This is a genomic window from Clostridium pacaense (assembly GCF_020709765.2).
Classification (GTDB): Bacteria; Bacillota; Clostridia; order Lachnospirales; family Lachnospiraceae; genus Enterocloster; species Enterocloster hominis.
Map to the genome: position 1 here is coordinate 1 of NZ_JAJFEB020000029.1, position 17,550 is coordinate 17,550.

25 protein-coding genes are annotated in these 17,550 nt (G+C 43.4%); 11 read left to right on the top strand and 14 right to left on the bottom strand.

Annotated features, from left to right (window positions below; all coding sequences use genetic code 11):
- Nucleotides 1-146: 146 nt before the first annotated feature.
- The 3 genes from LK536_RS56040 to LK536_RS56050 all read right to left on the bottom strand — a co-directional run bounded on the left by LK536_RS56040 (nt 147) and on the right by LK536_RS56050 (nt 1,949).
- Nucleotides 147-476, bottom strand: a complete 330-nt coding sequence (locus LK536_RS56040; protein WP_130790142.1) for a hypothetical protein — start codon at nt 474-476, stop codon at nt 147-149.
- Between the two features lie 37 nt (nt 477-513).
- On the bottom strand, nt 514-954 hold the full coding sequence (locus LK536_RS56045; RefSeq protein ID WP_008716286.1) for an SMI1/KNR4 family protein: 441 nt from the start codon (nt 952-954) through the stop codon (nt 514-516).
- A gap of 395 nt (nt 955-1,349) precedes the next feature.
- Nucleotides 1,350-1,949, bottom strand: a complete 600-nt coding sequence (locus LK536_RS56050) for a hypothetical protein (protein ID WP_227797170.1) — start codon at nt 1,947-1,949, stop codon at nt 1,350-1,352.
- 18 nt (nt 1,950-1,967) lie between these two features.
- Between LK536_RS56050 and LK536_RS56055 the strand changes: the two genes are divergently transcribed.
- Nucleotides 1,968-2,510, top strand: a complete 543-nt coding sequence (locus LK536_RS56055; RefSeq protein WP_227797169.1) for a hypothetical protein — start codon at nt 1,968-1,970, stop codon at nt 2,508-2,510.
- A 272-nt stretch (nt 2,511-2,782) separates the two neighbouring features.
- Here LK536_RS56055 and LK536_RS56060 read toward each other — a convergent pair whose 3' ends face one another.
- The 6 genes from LK536_RS56060 to LK536_RS56085 form a co-directional block, all read right to left on the bottom strand.
- Nucleotides 2,783-3,100 (bottom strand): hypothetical protein, encoded by a 318-nt coding sequence (locus tag LK536_RS56060; protein ID WP_227797168.1) that lies wholly within the window; start codon nt 3,098-3,100, stop codon nt 2,783-2,785.
- A gap of 53 nt (nt 3,101-3,153) precedes the next feature.
- Nucleotides 3,154-3,897 carry a GNAT family N-acetyltransferase gene (locus LK536_RS56065; RefSeq protein ID WP_227797167.1) on the bottom strand — a complete coding sequence of 248 codons (744 nt, stop codon included), beginning with the start codon at nt 3,895-3,897 and terminating at the stop codon, nt 3,154-3,156.
- Nucleotides 3,898-3,970: 73 nt separating this feature from the next.
- Nucleotides 3,971-4,315 (bottom strand): hypothetical protein, encoded by a 345-nt coding sequence (locus tag LK536_RS56070; protein WP_025487172.1) that lies wholly within the window; start codon nt 4,313-4,315, stop codon nt 3,971-3,973.
- A gap of 269 nt (nt 4,316-4,584) precedes the next feature.
- Nucleotides 4,585-4,926 carry a hypothetical protein gene (locus LK536_RS56075; protein ID WP_008716268.1) on the bottom strand — a complete coding sequence of 114 codons (342 nt, stop codon included), beginning with the start codon at nt 4,924-4,926 and terminating at the stop codon, nt 4,585-4,587.
- 11 nt (nt 4,927-4,937) lie between these two features.
- On the bottom strand, nt 4,938-5,387 hold the full coding sequence (locus tag LK536_RS56080) for a hypothetical protein (protein ID WP_227797166.1): 450 nt from the start codon (nt 5,385-5,387) through the stop codon (nt 4,938-4,940).
- A gap of 208 nt (nt 5,388-5,595) precedes the next feature.
- Nucleotides 5,596-5,823 carry a hypothetical protein gene (locus LK536_RS56085; RefSeq protein WP_227797165.1) on the bottom strand — a complete coding sequence of 76 codons (228 nt, stop codon included), beginning with the start codon at nt 5,821-5,823 and terminating at the stop codon, nt 5,596-5,598.
- Between the two features lie 404 nt (nt 5,824-6,227).
- Here LK536_RS56085 and LK536_RS56090 point away from each other — a divergent pair, with 404 nt between their 5' ends.
- Both LK536_RS56090 and LK536_RS56095 read left to right on the top strand, forming a co-directional pair.
- Entirely contained in the window at nt 6,228-6,695 is a 468-nt protein-coding gene (locus LK536_RS56090; RefSeq protein ID WP_130790148.1) for a pyridoxamine 5'-phosphate oxidase family protein, read from the top strand.
- 97 nt (nt 6,696-6,792) lie between these two features.
- The gene (locus tag LK536_RS56095) at nt 6,793-7,032 is read left to right on the top strand and encodes a hypothetical protein (RefSeq protein ID WP_506092258.1); all 240 of its coding nucleotides are present in this window, start codon (nt 6,793-6,795) and stop codon (nt 7,030-7,032) included.
- A gap of 47 nt (nt 7,033-7,079) precedes the next feature.
- On the opposite strand, the gene LK536_RS56100 is transcribed toward LK536_RS56095, so the two are convergent.
- The 3 genes from LK536_RS56100 to LK536_RS56110 all read right to left on the bottom strand — a co-directional run bounded on the left by LK536_RS56100 (nt 7,080) and on the right by LK536_RS56110 (nt 8,524).
- Nucleotides 7,080-7,412 carry an antibiotic biosynthesis monooxygenase family protein gene (locus LK536_RS56100; protein WP_025487175.1) on the bottom strand — a complete coding sequence of 111 codons (333 nt, stop codon included), beginning with the start codon at nt 7,410-7,412 and terminating at the stop codon, nt 7,080-7,082.
- A 107-nt stretch (nt 7,413-7,519) separates the two neighbouring features.
- A complete protein-coding gene (locus LK536_RS56105; protein ID WP_120055871.1) occupies nt 7,520-7,930 on the bottom strand; it encodes an SRPBCC family protein in 411 nt (136 codons plus the stop codon).
- A gap of 162 nt (nt 7,931-8,092) precedes the next feature.
- On the bottom strand, nt 8,093-8,524 hold the full coding sequence (locus LK536_RS56110; RefSeq protein ID WP_120055873.1) for a hypothetical protein: 432 nt from the start codon (nt 8,522-8,524) through the stop codon (nt 8,093-8,095).
- Between the two features lie 412 nt (nt 8,525-8,936).
- On the opposite strand from LK536_RS56110, the gene LK536_RS56115 reads away from it, so the two are divergent.
- Entirely contained in the window at nt 8,937-9,536 is a 600-nt protein-coding gene (locus LK536_RS56115) for a hypothetical protein (RefSeq protein WP_227797164.1), read from the top strand.
- Nucleotides 9,537-9,542: 6 nt separating this feature from the next.
- Here LK536_RS56115 and LK536_RS56120 read toward each other — a convergent pair whose 3' ends face one another.
- A complete protein-coding gene (locus tag LK536_RS56120; RefSeq protein ID WP_506092259.1) occupies nt 9,543-9,716 on the bottom strand; it encodes a hypothetical protein in 174 nt (57 codons plus the stop codon).
- A gap of 156 nt (nt 9,717-9,872) precedes the next feature.
- On the opposite strand from LK536_RS56120, the gene LK536_RS56125 reads away from it, so the two are divergent.
- Nucleotides 9,873-10,487 (top strand): hypothetical protein, encoded by a 615-nt coding sequence (locus tag LK536_RS56125; protein ID WP_227797163.1) that lies wholly within the window; start codon nt 9,873-9,875, stop codon nt 10,485-10,487.
- A 73-nt stretch (nt 10,488-10,560) separates the two neighbouring features.
- On the opposite strand, the gene LK536_RS56130 is transcribed toward LK536_RS56125, so the two are convergent.
- Nucleotides 10,561-11,022: a hypothetical protein gene (locus tag LK536_RS56130; RefSeq protein ID WP_227797162.1), complete on the bottom strand. Its 462-nt coding sequence runs from the start codon at nt 11,020-11,022 to the stop codon at nt 10,561-10,563.
- Between the two features lie 641 nt (nt 11,023-11,663).
- Between LK536_RS56130 and LK536_RS56135 the strand changes: the two genes are divergently transcribed.
- The 6 genes from LK536_RS56135 (at nt 11,664) to LK536_RS56160 (ending at nt 17,444) form a co-directional block, all read left to right on the top strand.
- A complete protein-coding gene (locus tag LK536_RS56135) occupies nt 11,664-12,227 on the top strand; it encodes a GNAT family N-acetyltransferase (RefSeq protein ID WP_331472312.1) in 564 nt (187 codons plus the stop codon).
- Between the two features lie 199 nt (nt 12,228-12,426).
- Nucleotides 12,427-12,744 (top strand): hypothetical protein, encoded by a 318-nt coding sequence (locus tag LK536_RS56140; RefSeq protein WP_025487182.1) that lies wholly within the window; start codon nt 12,427-12,429, stop codon nt 12,742-12,744.
- Nucleotides 12,745-13,234: 490 nt separating this feature from the next.
- A complete protein-coding gene (locus LK536_RS56145) occupies nt 13,235-14,050 on the top strand; it encodes a hypothetical protein (RefSeq protein WP_227797161.1) in 816 nt (271 codons plus the stop codon).
- Between the two features lie 19 nt (nt 14,051-14,069).
- On the top strand, nt 14,070-15,983 hold the full coding sequence (locus LK536_RS56150) for an ABC-F family ATP-binding cassette domain-containing protein (RefSeq protein WP_227797160.1): 1,914 nt from the start codon (nt 14,070-14,072) through the stop codon (nt 15,981-15,983).
- Nucleotides 15,984-16,007: 24 nt separating this feature from the next.
- Nucleotides 16,008-16,529: a hypothetical protein gene (locus LK536_RS56155; RefSeq protein ID WP_130790167.1), complete on the top strand. Its 522-nt coding sequence runs from the start codon at nt 16,008-16,010 to the stop codon at nt 16,527-16,529.
- A gap of 105 nt (nt 16,530-16,634) precedes the next feature.
- Nucleotides 16,635-17,444 (top strand): mechanosensitive ion channel family protein, encoded by an 810-nt coding sequence (locus LK536_RS56160; protein WP_025487187.1) that lies wholly within the window; start codon nt 16,635-16,637, stop codon nt 17,442-17,444.
- Nucleotides 17,445-17,550 lie beyond the last annotated feature (106 nt).

Sequence of the window (17,550 nt, forward strand, 5' to 3'; positions counted from 1 at the left end):
CTTCAAAAAGTTGCCTGCCTTAGACAGCTTATTTAAGTGCGTCCATTTATGGTTTTCCTCTACTTTCTTTCACACTATCACTCCATTTTCTATTAAACAAATCCTGATTTCTTCGCTCTGTTTAACCCACCGATACAAACCGGAATTTATTCTATATCAGTTGTAAATATTTCCGGCACGCCTTGTTCGATAAGTGAATTTCTCTGTTTTTCTGTTAGTGGATTTTTATGATATTTACCATCTGGTTTGTATTTTCCATCTACAATTTCAGAATATAGGTTTCCAACAAAGTCCAACCAGTTTGAAGCATATTTTGCCGGATTTATAACCTTAAAGAAGTCGTACCCTCCGGCAATGTAAAATACTTCTATCGCTTCGTGTAATTTGTTTTTCTCATCAAGTAAAAAGTCTTTAGGTGTTACAAATCCTTGTTTGTCCCATTCTTCATAACCCATTTTATCAAAAGTTTCTAACATAATGAAGCCTCCGTCAAATTCCGATTGCTTATATTTTCTATTTCATATTGTTAATAAATTCGATGAGATTCCCGCCCACTTTTACTAATGCATTCTCTGGGTTTTCATCATCAATACACTCGCTTACAAAATAGTAGATACTGCCATAATCACAATCCCTGGTGCTAAAGCAGAAGTGTTCTCCGCCATCATCGTGTCCAAATGGAATCAACCATTTTATCCACCAATCTTCAAAATAGACTTCTTTTAATATGTTTTCAAATTCGCCCTTTACCGTATAGAATTTATGGAAACTTGTGCTGCTTTTCCAATCCTCCTTTTGCAGGCAAACTTCCCTTCGCTTCAGATTACCGCCATTATATTGAAGATAAAATAATTTCATTTCATTAGGGAATTTGAAACCGTATACCTCTTCAAGTTCTGACAAATCGTCTGCGCAAGCTTTTTCGCAGGTAGACAGTATTTCATTTGTAAACATTGTTTTCCCTCCATCAACTTCCGATTCGTGCTGGTGTGTATCCAACATAATGATGTCGATTTCGTTTTGAACCATCAGAAACCGGTTCTTATAGCAATATCATTTTACCATAATACAGATATTTCGTCCATGTCATCCCATCACAGGACAAAGACTTTGACAGTGGCGATGTAAATAACTACAGGCTGCCCTCTGGTCGATAGGAGAGCAGCCTGTAGCTTTATGTTTGTGTATGGTTGGCTATATAGCTGTAGGAGTCGTCCTGGCTGCCCATAGCCTTTGCAGCCGTATCCGTATGGTCCTGGGAGGTCTCATGGCAGCGGAACTCGGAAAAGGATGCTCCTTCCTGCCTGTGGATTTTGCTGTGCAGCTTCCTGCCGGTTTTCCTGGGGCGCTTAGGTTTGGGCTCTTTGCGCGAACGGCGTTTGATGACCCCAGGAGGCTTCCAGCTCTTCGGCCGAGGTGGCGGATTCTGCCTCGGCTGTGATGCCTTCCACGTCTGTGAAGAAGTCCCGCAGGCTCTCAACCTGGGAGGAAAGCTCCATATCCATATCAAAATCATCCGTTTCCATATCCAGGCTGGTTGGGATGTCCGGCGCCGCATCGCTGATATGCCGGTCAACCGCAGTGTCTGCTTCAGGAACCTCAATGTCCTGGAGTTCCGCCTCAAAGCGGTCAACATCCTGGCCAGCATAGGATTTACCGATTTGGGCAAGGGTGACGTCAAACCCATGGAAGATGTCGCTCAGGGTTTCCGCGATGTCGCAGACACGGTCTATAAAGGAAACATTGGATATTCCCTCCAGGCGTTCGCAGTTGGATTCCTTGATGGCTTCCGAATCCGCCTGCCATTCAGGGTCGAACCTGTCGTTCAGATAATCCGCCACATGTTCAATAGGGGAGAGCTGGGCTTCGATTTTGTCAAAGTAGCTGTCCATGAGCATGTTCCCCACGGAATCCCAGTCACCCTCGCAGATGGCTTCCACCAGGTCCACCAGATGTTCCTCATCCTCATGCTGGATAATCTGGACGGCAAAGGCGTCGGCCGCGAGCGGCGAGGCAAAGATTATTACATTCTGATTTTCATGGAAGCCTTGACTGATGCTGGGGCTTTCTGCTTAACTGGAGAATTTTACTTCATTTTCAAAGGCTTCTTTGCTATACTTTGTTTAGTTGGATTTTTACAGAGGAAAAGTATTCAGGAGGAAGCCTGTATGTGGGGGATATGCCTTGACAGTGAAGTCATACAAGATGGATTATTTCAAAAGGTTATCCAATACGAAACAGATGAAAACGGTAAAGTGGTAATTACGTTGCCTAAAACTGCCTGCAGTCCGGACATTAAACATATCCGGGAATTATCAGAGCCGCCCAAACATATTTATGGGGAACAGGTTTCTCCCAGTAATCATCCCGATATGATAGGCGTTGTTTGTGGCATTGGCTGGCATTTTAAGCGAAATTGCTGTTTTTATGCAATCAAAGTGGATGGAAAAATTAAAAGCAAACGATACTACGATGATGATTTGGACAGGATATCAAGTTTCAAATGGTAATCATGCCATTCTTTAGCGTGTGAAATTTAATATAAGTAATAACATGGCTTCGGTGTAATCCGGGGCCTTTTCAATTTTCAAACAAGCAGGAGAAGAGACCATCAGCAAGGTAAAGCTGGTTGGCAGCGTAATCCGTAAATTCCGTCCCCGCGATAATGGGATGGTCCAGACTACGCGCAGGGAGGGACCCGACGGGAAGACGCAGCGCTATGAAACGCTGGTAGGCCATGAAATTGGCAAGATAACAGTCCAATAAACTTGAATTGTTGGCATTAACCACATACCCAACCATCTTTTAACAGTTCTTCATCATAAGGAGAACTGATTGTATGAATATTTCCTGAATGAATATTATGAATTATACATACCGCCCATTCACCTTCCTTTATTTCGGAGAATAAGCATTTGCCTTTTTCCCACTTTTTTCTATCTCTATACATAGTCGTAATCTTACGTTGTTCAAAAGTATGGTCATTCATTGGGATTGTAATAATGTCTCCACTTCTAATTGTTTCTCCTTTTTCAGCAACAATAGATACTTGAACTTCATTCTCATCATAAGCTGATGTGCTTGCCATTTGAAAAATCATTATATTCACCTCAACTTCCGATTTGCCAGTCTGATAAACTGGGATTTGTTGTTTTAAAATCCCCTAACTAAAGCATTTGTAATATCGCTATACGCGCTGCTTCCATCCAAAACAGTTCCAAATGTATCAATCCATGTAGGAATATAGCCGCATCTGCTTGCCACCATCTGAGAACCAATGTTTGTAACAGAGGCCGAATAAAATGGAACTATATTTTGTGTCAACAATTCTTGCGTCAATCTCTTTACTAAGTATGTCGCAATTCCTGAGTTTCTGTATACTGGAAAAACATCTACCCCTATTTCCCATAGACCATCTACTGATGACAAAGCTGCACCTGAAATTCCGACAATCTGTTTTCGATTTCTTGCAATGCAAATGGCTCTTGTTGGCGTAAAACCATTATCATTAAATGCTAAAGAATTTTCAAATCCCTTTAATCCTTTAAGTGTTAAAATGTCCTTATCGAAAAGAAATTGAAATTCGTAGCCTAAAAATGTGGCTTTAATATCCTTATAATCGTTATCTGGCACATAATGGATTGTCTGACCATAAACAAATGGTAATTCAAAAATTTCATCCCTGTTTTTGTTAAATAAAAGTGATTGTATTTTTGCAGATATATCTTTTGATGTACATATAACCACACTATTCCTATATGCCATTATTTTTATATACGGTTTAGTCGCTGTTGTGTTAATAGAATAAACAATATCGTCAGCGTTCAGTTCTTTTGAACTACAATAATATTCCTTTTCCAGTAATTCTTCAACTCTATTCTTAATAATCTCTTTCATAATCTACACCATCAATCTTTATTTTACTCAATCAATTCCGATTTTATGTTCTGTTTAACCGTCCAATAAATTATCATTCAAACCACAAATCAATACCTAGCGGCCGACCATCATTTTTGAACTGAACCGTATACACTCTCATATTAAGATAATCATCGGCTTCCCCCATTTCCCTTTTTAAGCTAACTGTGAAGCCATCAAATATATGAAAGACGTGAGTTCCAAAACTATATTCTCCAATATAAACACAATAGGAAAAGTAATCATCTCCCATATCAATATTGAATGATTTCAATGGTTTAATTGCTATGGATGTGTAATTTTCATAATATTGTAATACATGTTTTAACAGCTCAATACGTTGTTTTGATAATACTCCATTAGAAAACTGTAACATGATTTCAAAATCATCTTTCAATTCCAGTTTTTGCGCCTTGTCTAAATAGCCAAACCAATCATTATGTCAAATATTCTACCATAATACGGAAAATCAGTCCATGTTGTCATCCATACTTTTTACCTGCCGCAGGGCAGGGTATGAAGAAAAACAACAGGCTGCCCTTTGGTTGGTAGGAGAGCAGCCTGTTGTTTATCCGGTTTTCCCAGCAGGAGCTTGCGCCTGTCCTGGCTTTCCGTATCCAGCAATTGGATTTGTTCCAAGGCATCATGTGTATCCAAAAAAATCCCTCACTCTGAAAATTCGCTGATGATTTGTATTTCTCCAACAATATGTTCATTAAATTCCTCTAACTTTTCTGCCGGGACCCATAGTTCCTTATGATGTGCGCCCCCAACCTGATGGACCTCAAACTGTCCACAATAACTATCGTCAACTTCAAACTTTGTGACGTAACCTTTATGGTCATCATTATATTTCACATTCCAGCCGGAAGCAATCTCTGTTGCGTACTGTTCATTCAGGACAGGATAAAAAATAGGCTGTTCCGGTAATCTGGGTGGAAAGCTACGATAATTGCTTTTCTTTATTAATTCCAATTCTTTTGTGCCTACAGGCCTGTATAAAATCATTTTTCCTCCATTTATAAAGCAATGACTGAATTTGAAGCGGCTTTAATCATGTCATTTACTATTGTTTCCTCATCCTTTTCTGACATGATATAACGCATTACATCTGTTAATGGCAAAGATTTATGAAGCAGTTCCATATAATAGTCTGCCTTATTGTCCTCTCCTGACAATAAGCATGTTTTTGTCATTGATACAATTTCAGCAATATCATCTTTCGTTAAGTCATTGATATAGGGTGGCTCTGCTGTCAGGACTTTTTCTGCTAATGTATCTAAGTCTGTCCATCCCCAATACTCTGCAAACTCTATCGCTTCATGCAGCTTTCCAGTAATACGGTTTAATTCACTTAATTCCCTGCTGCAATTTTCATCAGATGTTGCTTCTGCAATCCTATTCATCAAAGCCTTAACTGTTTCAAGTTCCGTCTTCTCAATAGGTGGATAATTTAAAATCTCTCTCATATACGTTCTCCCTGTCAAATTCCGATTCTTATATTAATTTCATTCTACCATAATGCGGATATTTCGTCCAGGAAACTGCCGCCAGCGCCAATGAAAGCCTGGAACGGGCGGCAAAGGCATCTGCCGTGAGCGGCGAGGCGAAGATTATTACATTCTGATTTTCATGGAAGCCCTGGCTGATGCCGGGGCATTCTGTCTTATACTATATTTATGGTAACGGCCATGCAAACCAATCAGGTACATCCTCTTTGTTCTTTGCAATTTTTGGGGGCCAATGGTGCGGACAGTCTTCATTGTGACAGCTAAATGAATAGCCTTTGTCATATTCATCGTATACGCAGAATGCATCATCGCCACAATCAAGGCAGGACCCCCATTCCTGCTCCTGATTGTATTCGTCTAAAAGCTGGTCAATTCTTTTCTTTTTGCGATACATTTAACCCCTCCATTTTTTCATATATGGATAAGTATATAAACGCTGGAAATCATAGTCAAGATTAGAAGATACAAAAAGCCACGGCTGATACCAGACTTATCGCTTACCTGGAGGGTTTTACTTCACTTTCAAAGGCTTCTTTGCTATACTTTGTTTAATTGGAATTGAATGGAGGTGTTTTGCGACGAAGGAAGAAATTAAGCGGATTGTTATTGCACTCATGCTTTTTGCTATTGTATTCTGGGGTTCGCCCTATCTTATGGGTTCCGGGGTTTATGATATCAATGCCCGTGCAACGGAGTTATTGGCTTCTGTATTGGCAGCCGGATGCTATTGGATAGGCAGTAATAAGCATTAATTTTATTTATCAGTCTGCAAAATCGGAATTGATGGAGGAATGGACAATGAACAGGTATGAAGAAGGAATGAAATTAATCGAAGAAAGTTGTGGCAACAAGAAAGATAATGTCATCGCGCTCTCAACTATTGCTACGGAACCGGGTGCTGATGGTTTTCCTCGTCCTAGTGTCCGTGATGTGAGCGCTTATTATGAAGATGGCGTGTTTTATGTTACAACGTCAGCAAAATCAAATAAAATACAGCAGATAGCCCAAAATAAAGAAGTTGCTTTTTCAGTTAACTTTGAGGGGATATACGGACATGGCATTGGAGAAAACCTGGGCTGGGTTTTAGACCCCAAAAACGCTGCGCTAAGAACAAAACTTCGTGAAGTATTTGCAGACTGGTATGACGATGCAAATAATGAACAGGATGAAAACTGCGTTATTTTGGCAATCCGTATTACAAGTGCAACGATATTTAGAAACCACGGTGCTATGCAATATAATTTGGATTTTGTAAATAAGGTATAGGTTAAATAGGTTTATCAAATAAATAAGGTGTTAAACGCTATCTAATGAATACTCCATTGGGATAAGGAGCACTTACAATTCCGGTTACCCTATCATGATGAATCATCAGGATGTTATTGTAGCAAAACAAGCAGAAGAAGAGACCATCAACAAGGTAAAGCTGGTTGGCACCGTAATCCATAAAATCCATCCCCGTGACAATGTGATGGTCCTGACTGTGGCAGCCGGCCGTGGCAGCTGGTCATGGCAGCTGGTCGTGCCGGGACAGACTATGCGGATTATCCCAATGCAGAATACTACATTACTTTTTCCGACACTCCCATGCATATTCAATTAAACAGGACTGTTTTTTTACTGTTAATTCCGCCGTAGGGCGTGTTGGTGCTATTCTTTTATGAATTTCCTGTCTGTTTCAGGTATCTTGTCCGTGTCTGATAAATATCGTTCAACCTTCATATGCAAATCGTATTTCATTCTAAGTCCGGTGATTGTTTCCATCATGGGAGAGGCGTGGTGCCTGTCGAGTGCCTGTTGGTTTTCCCAGGAATCAATTAACAACACCGTCTCTGCGTCATCCATGGGGAAGAAATATTCATATCGTAGGTTTCCATCTTCCCTGCGGATTTTAGAAACGGTTCCGCTTGTCCGCATTTCTTCAGCAAATTTATGCGCATTTCCATTTACACCTGTATAATATATGTTTACAGTAATGCTCATGTTGTTATCCTCCTTGAAATCCCGATGTCACGCTCGATTCAATACTTGAAAATTAAGCTGGAATCAAATTTCCTTTTATGGCAAATCAATATGGCTCCTGGAAGTTGTTAAGCAAGAGCCTTCTTTAAATCCGTTACAAATTGTGTCTGCGCCTTTTTCAAATACGTTTGTTCAAATACACTTTTACCAACCGGTCTCGTAGAAAGCTGTTTCGCTTCCACGGACGCTGTAAAGTCGATTTGTGTTTCACTGCCTTTGGACGTAAATTCGATACTCCAGTGTCCCTTTGCATGGCTGTTTTCCACATCAAGCTCCCAACGTCTGGGCGGTTCAGCCTTGGTAATTGTAAACATAGTTGAATAGCCATTTTGGGTATATTCTATAAACTGTTTCCCATCTGTCAATTCTGTTTTGCTTACATCACTCCGCCATTCATGATAACGCCCTACTGCCGATACGGTTTCCCAGACTTTATGAATATCACATTGAATCATAGTCTTTACATTGTATGTAGTCATATTCAGATCCTCCTTCTGAGTTAAATTGTCTATGCTGCTCCCTGTCCAATATTTCCGTAAACAGGGAATTACCGTTTCCTGATAATCCAATCGTCTTTAGGATGTTCTCTGGTGGCATGGCATCCCCAGGGCATATCCTTTAATATCCCTATAAACTAAAACCTAATTGGCGGGCACACCACCAGCCATCCTGACAAAACCGTCACACCATTCCAATGCGCCTATTCTGTATTTGTCTATAGACCATTCCGCCCGTTGATATTTTCCCTTTAAAACCTGGAGTTCAGAACCAGCCTGCTCTTCTGTCAGAAAACATGGACTTTCTATTATATCTATTTCATCGAGATTTTCATTCAGGTTCCATCCTTGCACCATCCATATAAAATCAGGGTTACGATTGTTGAAGCCGCCAACCACCTCCTTTTTTACAATGCGGTATGTACAGGGAAAATCGCAAAAGCCTTTTATGTTTTTAAGATAATACAGGGCCGTATCCTCAGCCTGTCTTTCAGTTTCGAATAAACCGATATGAAAATCTTCTGAGAAATTGTCATAAGATAATTCCAGGTCTGTCAATATGAGCTGATATAGCATGAATCCCCCTTAACCGGTATAGACATTTTCTTTGTTCCAATGTATTATGTGTATCCAAGGGGGCCTCCTTTCGCATATCTGAATCAACTGATCCACTTATTCAAGTTTAAGAAGATAGCCCCAAAGGGCCAGATACTTTGTCACGAAGCTGTTTCTATCATAAATATTTTACCATAATACGGTAAATCCGTCTATGCCGCCCGCGCTTTTTACCTTCTGCAGGAAAGGAGATTTGTCAATGGGAGAGGGGAGGAAGGATAAGCTGCATATATGGCAAAGGTAATGCTTCACTTTTAAACCCTTCTTTGTTATACTTTGTTTGAATGGATTTTTCTAAACTATTTTGACTACAGTATATAAGATGAGGATTCCATAAAAGCCATATTTAAATACGGAGAGGTGTCCTGCATGTGTGAAGAGGGAAATGATGATGAATACTAACACAGAAAAATGGAACCTGTTATTTCCTGATTTGGTCATCATCTGTCCAATGCTTTTTTTGGTTCTCTTTATCCCGCCTTTTACCCTGATAATGTTGCCTCTTGCTTGGATTGAGGCATTTTTCCAGATAGCTTTATATGATGATTTGATGGATCTGATTCTTGAGGACATACCTTTCCTGCTTTATAGTATGCTTGTGATGGCAGTGCTTGTAAATCTTGGGAATGCTGTCTCCCTGTCCCTCAAAAAAAGAATTGCGGATTTACAATCCGCATTTTACAGAATCCGTTTCATGTCCCTTCTGCTTTATCCTGCATTATTCTGGGGGATGATTCTGGGAATATTCTTTTTATTGGGGCCAAGCAGGAATGAGCATATATTTCTTTCAATCTTACTTTCCCTGCCCGCCCTAAATCTATCAGGTGCATTTTATGCAATACCGTTAATCCTTCATTTGAGGAAAACACAGAAACTAGGATTATCGGGGACAATTTTCGGCATGATTTTCTCTGTAGTTATTGGGTTAGACCTTTTAACGGCGCTCTTTATACGGAAAAAACTAAAAGAATAGATGGGATTAAGTATGGAGCAGAATGTCATTATACACCTGATAGACGGTGTCATAAAACACCCATTCCCCCTGTCCGCCATCCCAAAGGGGAGAAGAACGCATTTCCGCCAGTAAACCGTCCTCCGCGAACTCAAGCTTCCTTTGCGCCGCAGCCCGGTTTCTCATCACAACCAGCAGCATGGATAAAATTGCAGCGGCGGATACTGTAAGGACGGCTATCATAATTAGTTTCTATGACATCCTCATGTTCCCACAACAATTTCCGCTTCTGTCCGGCTGTTGCCGTAAATACCTCTGTATGGTATAATCTGCAGTATAAAAAAGGGAGGTGATGGTATGCCTGCATATTTCAATCTATCCGTCCAGTTCAGAAGGGAGGACCTTTATCCTTCATTTGTCAGGGATTTTTATGCAATGCTCGACAAGGCCGGTATGGCCTTCCAATCAGGTTACTGGGGTTTTGAAAATGATACCCTGGAGGAAAACATTGAATGGAACCAAAGGAAGCTGGAAGGCGATTTTAACCTTGGGTTCACGGAACATCATTCACATGATTATAAACAGGTGATATATGGGTTCGGCGGTTATTCTGAGGTGCGGGGCTTCTGGATGAACAATTACCCGGAGGATGGGGCGTTTACTTATGAAATCATCATACCGGAATCAGATGTGTTGGAAGAAGGGGAATCAGCTGGATTTAAAGAAGATAAGATTGGGGAGCTTCTGGGACTTTCCAGGTGTATATGGCAGTTTTTACCTGTCAAGGCCATACAGACAGGCCTGGAAGGCAATGACGGGTCAGCCAGCCTTACAAAATTAGCTGGAGGCGGATGCCCGCATACCTGCCCCTTTGCCATTGTGGAGGATATGGGAATCAGCCATGAGGATTCCATATATGATATCCGGCATATGGTTAAGGGGAGGAAGGGCCTTTTATTTTTGCGGAAATGATATAACAGAAAGTAAAAATGAGTGGGATGGTAATATTGTTGGCCGCATGAGGATTACCCATGCTCAGGCATGCTTATTTGATACGTTCGGCGTATATATCTGCATTTATATGCCATTCTCCATCATCTTTGACAGTAACATTCTGCCAATGGAATTTATCCTCATCAATCTTGACAAAAACCCACTTTCTATTTTGGTCACTGATATATGTAAGGACTATCATTTCTCCCTGTTTTCTTGCTTCAAGCCGTATTATCTTCCCCGTATAACCATAAGCGACATCCCATGCCTGTGTCTCAGGATTGAAGATCCGCAGTGATGTTCCGTATTCATAATCAGGCAGGATGATGACGTCCTGTATGGCCATTCCTTCAAGAACCCATGAAAAATGCCATTCGCCTCTGATTGTGCGGGAACTGTTACTCTCAACATAGTCAATCTGCCAACTGCCAATCAGTTTTCCAAAATAATCAAACGCTTCGGGCAGCGCTGTATTTTTTCCTTCACTCCCCAGGGCTTCAAAAAAATCCTGCATATATGAATTCCTCCTTTAAGATAAAGAATATGGTTATACGTAAATATTGATTTTATGTCCTGTTCAATATCCGTATAAGCTATAAGATGCCTTGATACGATTACAGGTTCCGATATAGCCCGGATAATTCCAGCAATCGGATTGCCAATGGATTTGAACGGTCCCAACTATCTGCAATTCCTATTGGATAATATGGACGGAACAGATGGATGTCTCTGATCCGCGCCATTTTATCTAATTCATCTATCTTGTCACGGTAAGCCTTCCGGTTCTTCCATGGGCATTCCGTTTCTATTTTACCATAATGCGGAAAAACCGTCCATGTTGCCATCCACATTTTCGTTCTATCTTTCTATGTTCTTTTTATCCTTCTGTTACAGGGTGGGGGAGTATGGATAATCAGGCTGCCCATGGTCTCTGCTGATATGGACAAGCGGGATGACAAAGATGTGGAAAATGTCAAACCATGGCATTTACCTTGGCTTCCAGCCTGCAAAAAATGAAATGCTTCACTTTTAATGGCGTATTTGTTATACTTTGCTTAATTAGGGTTGAGACAGGAGAGGCTTGTGTGATTGGCTTGTTTTATACCGCTTTATGATTGGCATAGGGATAAACTGTCTGTACATGACAGGTTAAGAATGAAAAATGCGAAGAGAAAGAGAAGTTTTTGCAGCGTCAAGGAAAGTGGTTATAAAGAAGCGGAATTGGGAGGAGTGCATATGGTTCGATTAAGACCTTATAAAGATGAAGACGCTGATATAATCCTATCCTGGTGCAATAATGAAGAGGATTTTTATAAATGGACAGCCGGGGTGCTTGGAACTTATCCTATTACGAGGAAGGAATTTGATTTTGTTAAATCATTGATACCCTTTACAGCATTTGATGAGTCTGGTATAGTCGGCTTTTTTACTTTGCGGAATCCCGGTAAATCAGTAAATGAACTGCGGTTTGGGTTTGTGATTGTAGACCCGCAAAAGCGCGGCAAGGGATACGGAAAGGCAATGATACGGCAGGGATTAAAGTTTGCATTTCAGATATATGGTGCCAGAAGGGTTTCGCTGGGGGTGTTCGAGAATAATCCGTCAGCCTATCATTGTTACAAAGCGGTAGGCTTCCAGGATATGATTTCCAATCATGTGGAAACATACTGTGTGATGAATGAGGAATGGAAGTGCTTGGAGTTATCAATGCAACCATAGCTTGTCCATTATATGAAAATTTTCAGATCCTGCTGTAAAGCACTATGGAATGCATGGCTGAATTGAGAAAAGACTGGAAAAATCCAGAAATCTCCACTATAATATAAACACAGCGAGTAGCCTGACAGCGTAAGTCCAGTTGTCAGGCTGCCCGTTTTTTGTATCTGTCAGTTGAAGCAATGGATAATGGAGGTAGGATATGACCAGGGAAGAAGCATTGGAATTAGTGGAGAGGATGCCATATATAAGGACAATCATGGTGGCAAATGACAAACTGCGTCTGGAACTGTATCAGGGTGCCTTGGCATCCAATGACCCGGTAGAATGGATTAAAGTGATAAAAACCAACTACATCCGGCAGAACGACAGGGCGGCAAGGCGATATCCGGATGAAGCGGAAATGGAATCGGCGGGCAGGGCCAGGGAACTGCTGTATGGTCAACTATCTGAGGCATTGGGGATTCCTGTCAGGGATTTGGATGGGTTCATAGAAAAACATATTAAAGACACTTTTTGAGCAGCCTGCGCGGACAAAAAACACACCAGCCGCAGCGTGTTCCCGGGATTTTCAGTGTGAGACCGGACACCTGCGATACGGGCAGAACCGCACTCCTCCCGGAACTGGTGTGATGGGATTATTTTACCACGCCAATGTATGAAAGGCAATATCTGTTTTGATGAGGCTTAGCGGTCTGGCGGAAAAGCGGTCTGGCGGAACAGAAGTCCGGCGGAAAGGCAGTCCGGCAGGTTAGCGGATACCATGTACTTGAAAGCCTCCATAAAAAGGGAGGAGCCGGCAGGGATTACTCCCTCCGGCTGTATTATGAAAAAAAGTCTTATAAGCAATGTCATATAAAGCAATGTTCTTTATGTTTTCTAGTATATCCATCAAATATGAGCAGATTATAGATGAAATATGAACAGATTGTAAGAAGTTTGTAAATGAAATATGATGTGGAAATATAATCATTTATGGTATAATTCCCCTTAAAGGGAGGTGTATTGTTTTGAGGAATGCAATTAAAAATGTTATCATGTCATTGCTTGTATGTATCATGCTTCTTTTGACAGGGATGGTTTCCCTGGCAGGGCAGTGGGAGCAGGATAATCTGGGAATCTGGAGTTACAGGTATCATGACGGGGATTTGTTAAAGGACAACTGGTACTGGATTGACGGGAATCTGGATGGGACGGCTGAATGCTATTGTTTTGATGCACAGGGCAGCATGTACCAGAACACGGTTACACCCGATGGATATACAGTGGATTCCTCCGGGGCATGGGTTGAGGATGGCGTCCTGCAGACCCGGACAATCCAGCGGGATGGGACAGGCAGGCCATTTGGCATGGCATCCTTAAATGGCAGCGTCCTTTCCAATGAATGGTCGGATTACCGCATTGTCATCCCTCAGGGCAGTGATATGAAGGATACGGTGGCATACATGGAGGCCACGGAGGCGGACCCGGAGCATTATGACCTCAATATGCTTACAACGGATGAGCAGGGCAGTTTTTCCATGTTCATCTGGTATTATAAGGATAGTGAACCCGGGATACCGGCAGCCAGTCAGATGAGGAAACACAATTATGATTTGATACACCGGTACAATTACCCGGAACCGTTTGTGGAGATGGAACTGACGGTAGGAGGACATGGATTCAGCGCAACCAGGTTTTACGGCTGGGGTTATGGTCATATCCAATTTAAAAGAAAAGTGGATGATATGGTTATGGATATGACATTTTCCTATCCTGACAGACCGGAGTCTGAAGAAAAGGTCATGCATTTTATTGAAAGCATCATGCCGGCAGACGGCGTATAAGAAAGAGCAGGATAACGATATGTTATACCAGATAAAGGACGGAACTGTGTCGGCAGGGGGAAAGGTCATCCTGTCCCACATTGATTTTGAGATACACGGAACAGAGAAGATTGCAGTGGTTGGGAAAAATGGGGCGGGTAAGACTACCTTATTGAATGTGATTGCAGGGGCAATCCCTCTGGACCGTGATGATAAAAGGATGGGGCCGGGGATTTTGTGTTCCAGGAAGGTGATGACCGGAATGCTGTCCCAGCAGGCGTTTGCGGATGAACACCGGACCGTGGAGGAACTGCTTTTGTGGTCCTGCCCCTTTAGGGACAGCTTTGACCGGGAGCGGTTTGAGTATGAACGGGAATATGACAGGCTGTTTACCGGCCTTGGATTTGCAAAAGAGGACAAGAAAAAGCCCATATCCCGGTTTTCAGGAGGGGAACAGACCAAGATTGCCTTAATCCGCCTCCTGCTTGAAAAACCGGATATCCTTCTGCTGGATGAACCTACCAACCATCTGGACACGGAGACCTGTGAATGGCTGGAGGGTTATATGGGACAGTACGGCAGGGCGGTTGTGATGGTTTCCCACGACCGCTTTTTTCTGGACCGCACGGCGGATGTGGTCTATGAACTGTCGGAGGGCAGGCTTACAAGGTATCCGGGAAATTACACGCATTACAGGGAAGAGAAGCTTAAGAAGATACAAATCCAGAAAAAGGCTTATGAGCGGCAGCAGGAGGAACTGGAGCGTCTGGGCGGCCTGGTGGAGCGTTTTAAACATAAGCCCAATAAGGCATCCTTTGCACGGGCAAAGCGCAAGGCCATGGAGCGTATGGAGCGGGTGGACAGGCCCCAGGAGGATGACAGCCATATCTTCACTGGAGAGATAATACCGGAGGTTCCAGGGAGCAAGTGGGTGTTCACTTCTGAACATCTGAAGGTCGGTTATGACAAGGCGTTGCTGGAAATCACAATGCGCATACGCAAGGGGCAGAAAATAGCAATTCTTGGTTCCAACGGGGCAGGGAAGACAACGTTCTTAAAGACCGTGGCAGGCTTCCTTCCGCCTGTGGATGGGGAATTCTCACTGGGGAACCATACCACTATCGGATATTTTGACCAGCACAGCGCGGGACTTCAGTCAGAGAAAACCGTATTTGAACATTTTACAGGTGTATTTCCTTCCCTTACGCAGAAGGACGCCAGGAGCATCCTGGGCGCCTATCTGTTCGGAGGCCGGGAGGCGGAGAAGAAGGTGTCTTCCCTGTCCGGCGGGGAAAAGGCAAGGCTGGTCCTGGCTGAACTGCTGCAAAGCCGCCCGAATTTCCTGGTCCTGGACGAGCCTACCAACCACATGGATATACGGGCAAAGGAGAACCTGGAATCCGCATTCCGTGCTTATAAAGGAACCATACTTTTTGTGTCCCATGACCGGTACTTCATACGGCAGATAGCGGATGCCGTGCTGATATTTGAAAACCAGGCCGTGATGTATTATCCGTTTGGATACGAACATTATCTGGAACGGAAGAAGAAGCAGGAGGAGGGAGCCTCCATCGGGGCCCAGATTAAGGCCGAGGAGCAGGCCCTGATTGCCGGTATGCGTGCGGTGCCAAAGGCAGAGCGCCACCGTCTCCGGGAAATTTCCACTGAGTCAGCTTATGCGGACTGGAAAATGAACCTGGCCCTGGAATGTCTTGCCGCGGCAGGGGAAAAGGCAGAAGCGGCGCAGATACGGATGCAGGAATTATATGGGCGCTGGCTGGATTCAGAGGCCTTCTGGGCAGGAGGGGACTGGCCTGAGATGGGACTCTACCAGGAACTTGCCGGACAGTATGAGGAAGCATTCAGGGGATGGCATGAAGCATGTATGGAGTGGCTGGACACGGCCGGGGATACCGGCGTGTACTGTATGGATATCGGTGATGGGATTGATTAGATGTGTATGGGGGTGATGGCTGGTATGGTATCTATGGTATCGGTTCATGTGACACGCGACAGCGTATGCATGGGGGATGACTGCTTTGACAACAGCCGGGATTTCATGTTGGACGGGACGCTGGACTGGGGAGGATTTATGTCGGTCATGCTGAGCGGACATTTTTTACCGAATGTATCCGGCAATGATGTGGTATGGGTTCTCACTGACATCCGGGGAATGGAGCTGTTCACCTATTTTACCAAAGAGGAAATGCTCATAAGCCATACGGCGGACAGGGGACTGGCCGCTTTTCTGGAGCATGGGGCCGGACTGCATTTTAAGTATTATGCTTCCAGGGAACAGCGGAGGGGCGCGCTTTATGACAGATTTGGCGGACAGATGTTCCATTTATGGCATGATGGCTGGCTGGATGAATATAAACTGCTCTGCGGGGAAGAGGTTAAGACAGGGCAGATGGTTGTAATTCCCCATCCTGATAAAAGGGGTGGAAAGCTTTGTGGTTTAGCACGGGGATTAATGGGAAAAATTGGATTGAGACGGTGAGGGATGGAAGAATATGGATGCCGGCTTAAAGAAAGCCAGGATTGTCAATTCCCGGTCTTTATGATAGACTGATAGGCGGCAGTCATAAAAGGAAAGGATGTCTGAATGGAAATACTTCTCATTAAGATAGCAGTCATCGGCGGACTTTGGAGCGCCGGCATGTTTGCTATTAACAAAATATTCGGGATTATCCTGAAACGCAAGGAACAGATCCACATCAAATTCTTAAGAAGCATGTCAAAGGTCTTATTGTCCATTGTGGCATGTATCTGTATCAGCGGCCTGTTTACCACCACAAAGGCGCTGAGCGCAACCCTGCTGACCAGTTCTTCCCTCCTGGTCGCCATCGTGGGTTTTGCGGCCCAGCAGGTATTGGCCGATGTGATCAGCGGCATCATGCTCAGCTGGTCCAGGCCCTTTAACCTGGGGGAGAAGGTCAATATCAGCAGCCTGGGGATATCGGGGATTGTGGAGGACATGACGGTGCGCCATACGGTCATCCGCACATATCACAACAGCCGGATGATCATACCCAACAGTGTGATTAACAAGGCAATCATAGAAAACAGTAATTATAACAATGATTATATCGGTAATTATATGGAAATAGCGGTCAGCTATGAAAGTAACCTGGAACTAGCCATGGAAGTCATGCGTGATACCATTGCATCCCATCCCCTGGTGACGGATATCCGGACGGACCAGACCGAAGGGAATAAGGTGAACGTGGCTGTCAAGGAGCTGGGAGATGATGGAATCATCCTGAAGGCCACGGTATGGACCAGGAATCTTGACGATAATTTCGCGGCCTGCAGCGATATCAGGAGGCTGATTAAGAAGAATTTTGATGCAAAAGGCATTTCCATCCCGTACCGGCATGTACATGTCGTGACGGATACGGAAGATGGGAATTGATGAAGCTGATACAAAACCGAAGACACAGATACAAAACCGAAGACACAGGTGCAAAACCGAAGATACAGATACAAAACCGAAGACACAGGTGCAGGGCCGAAGACAT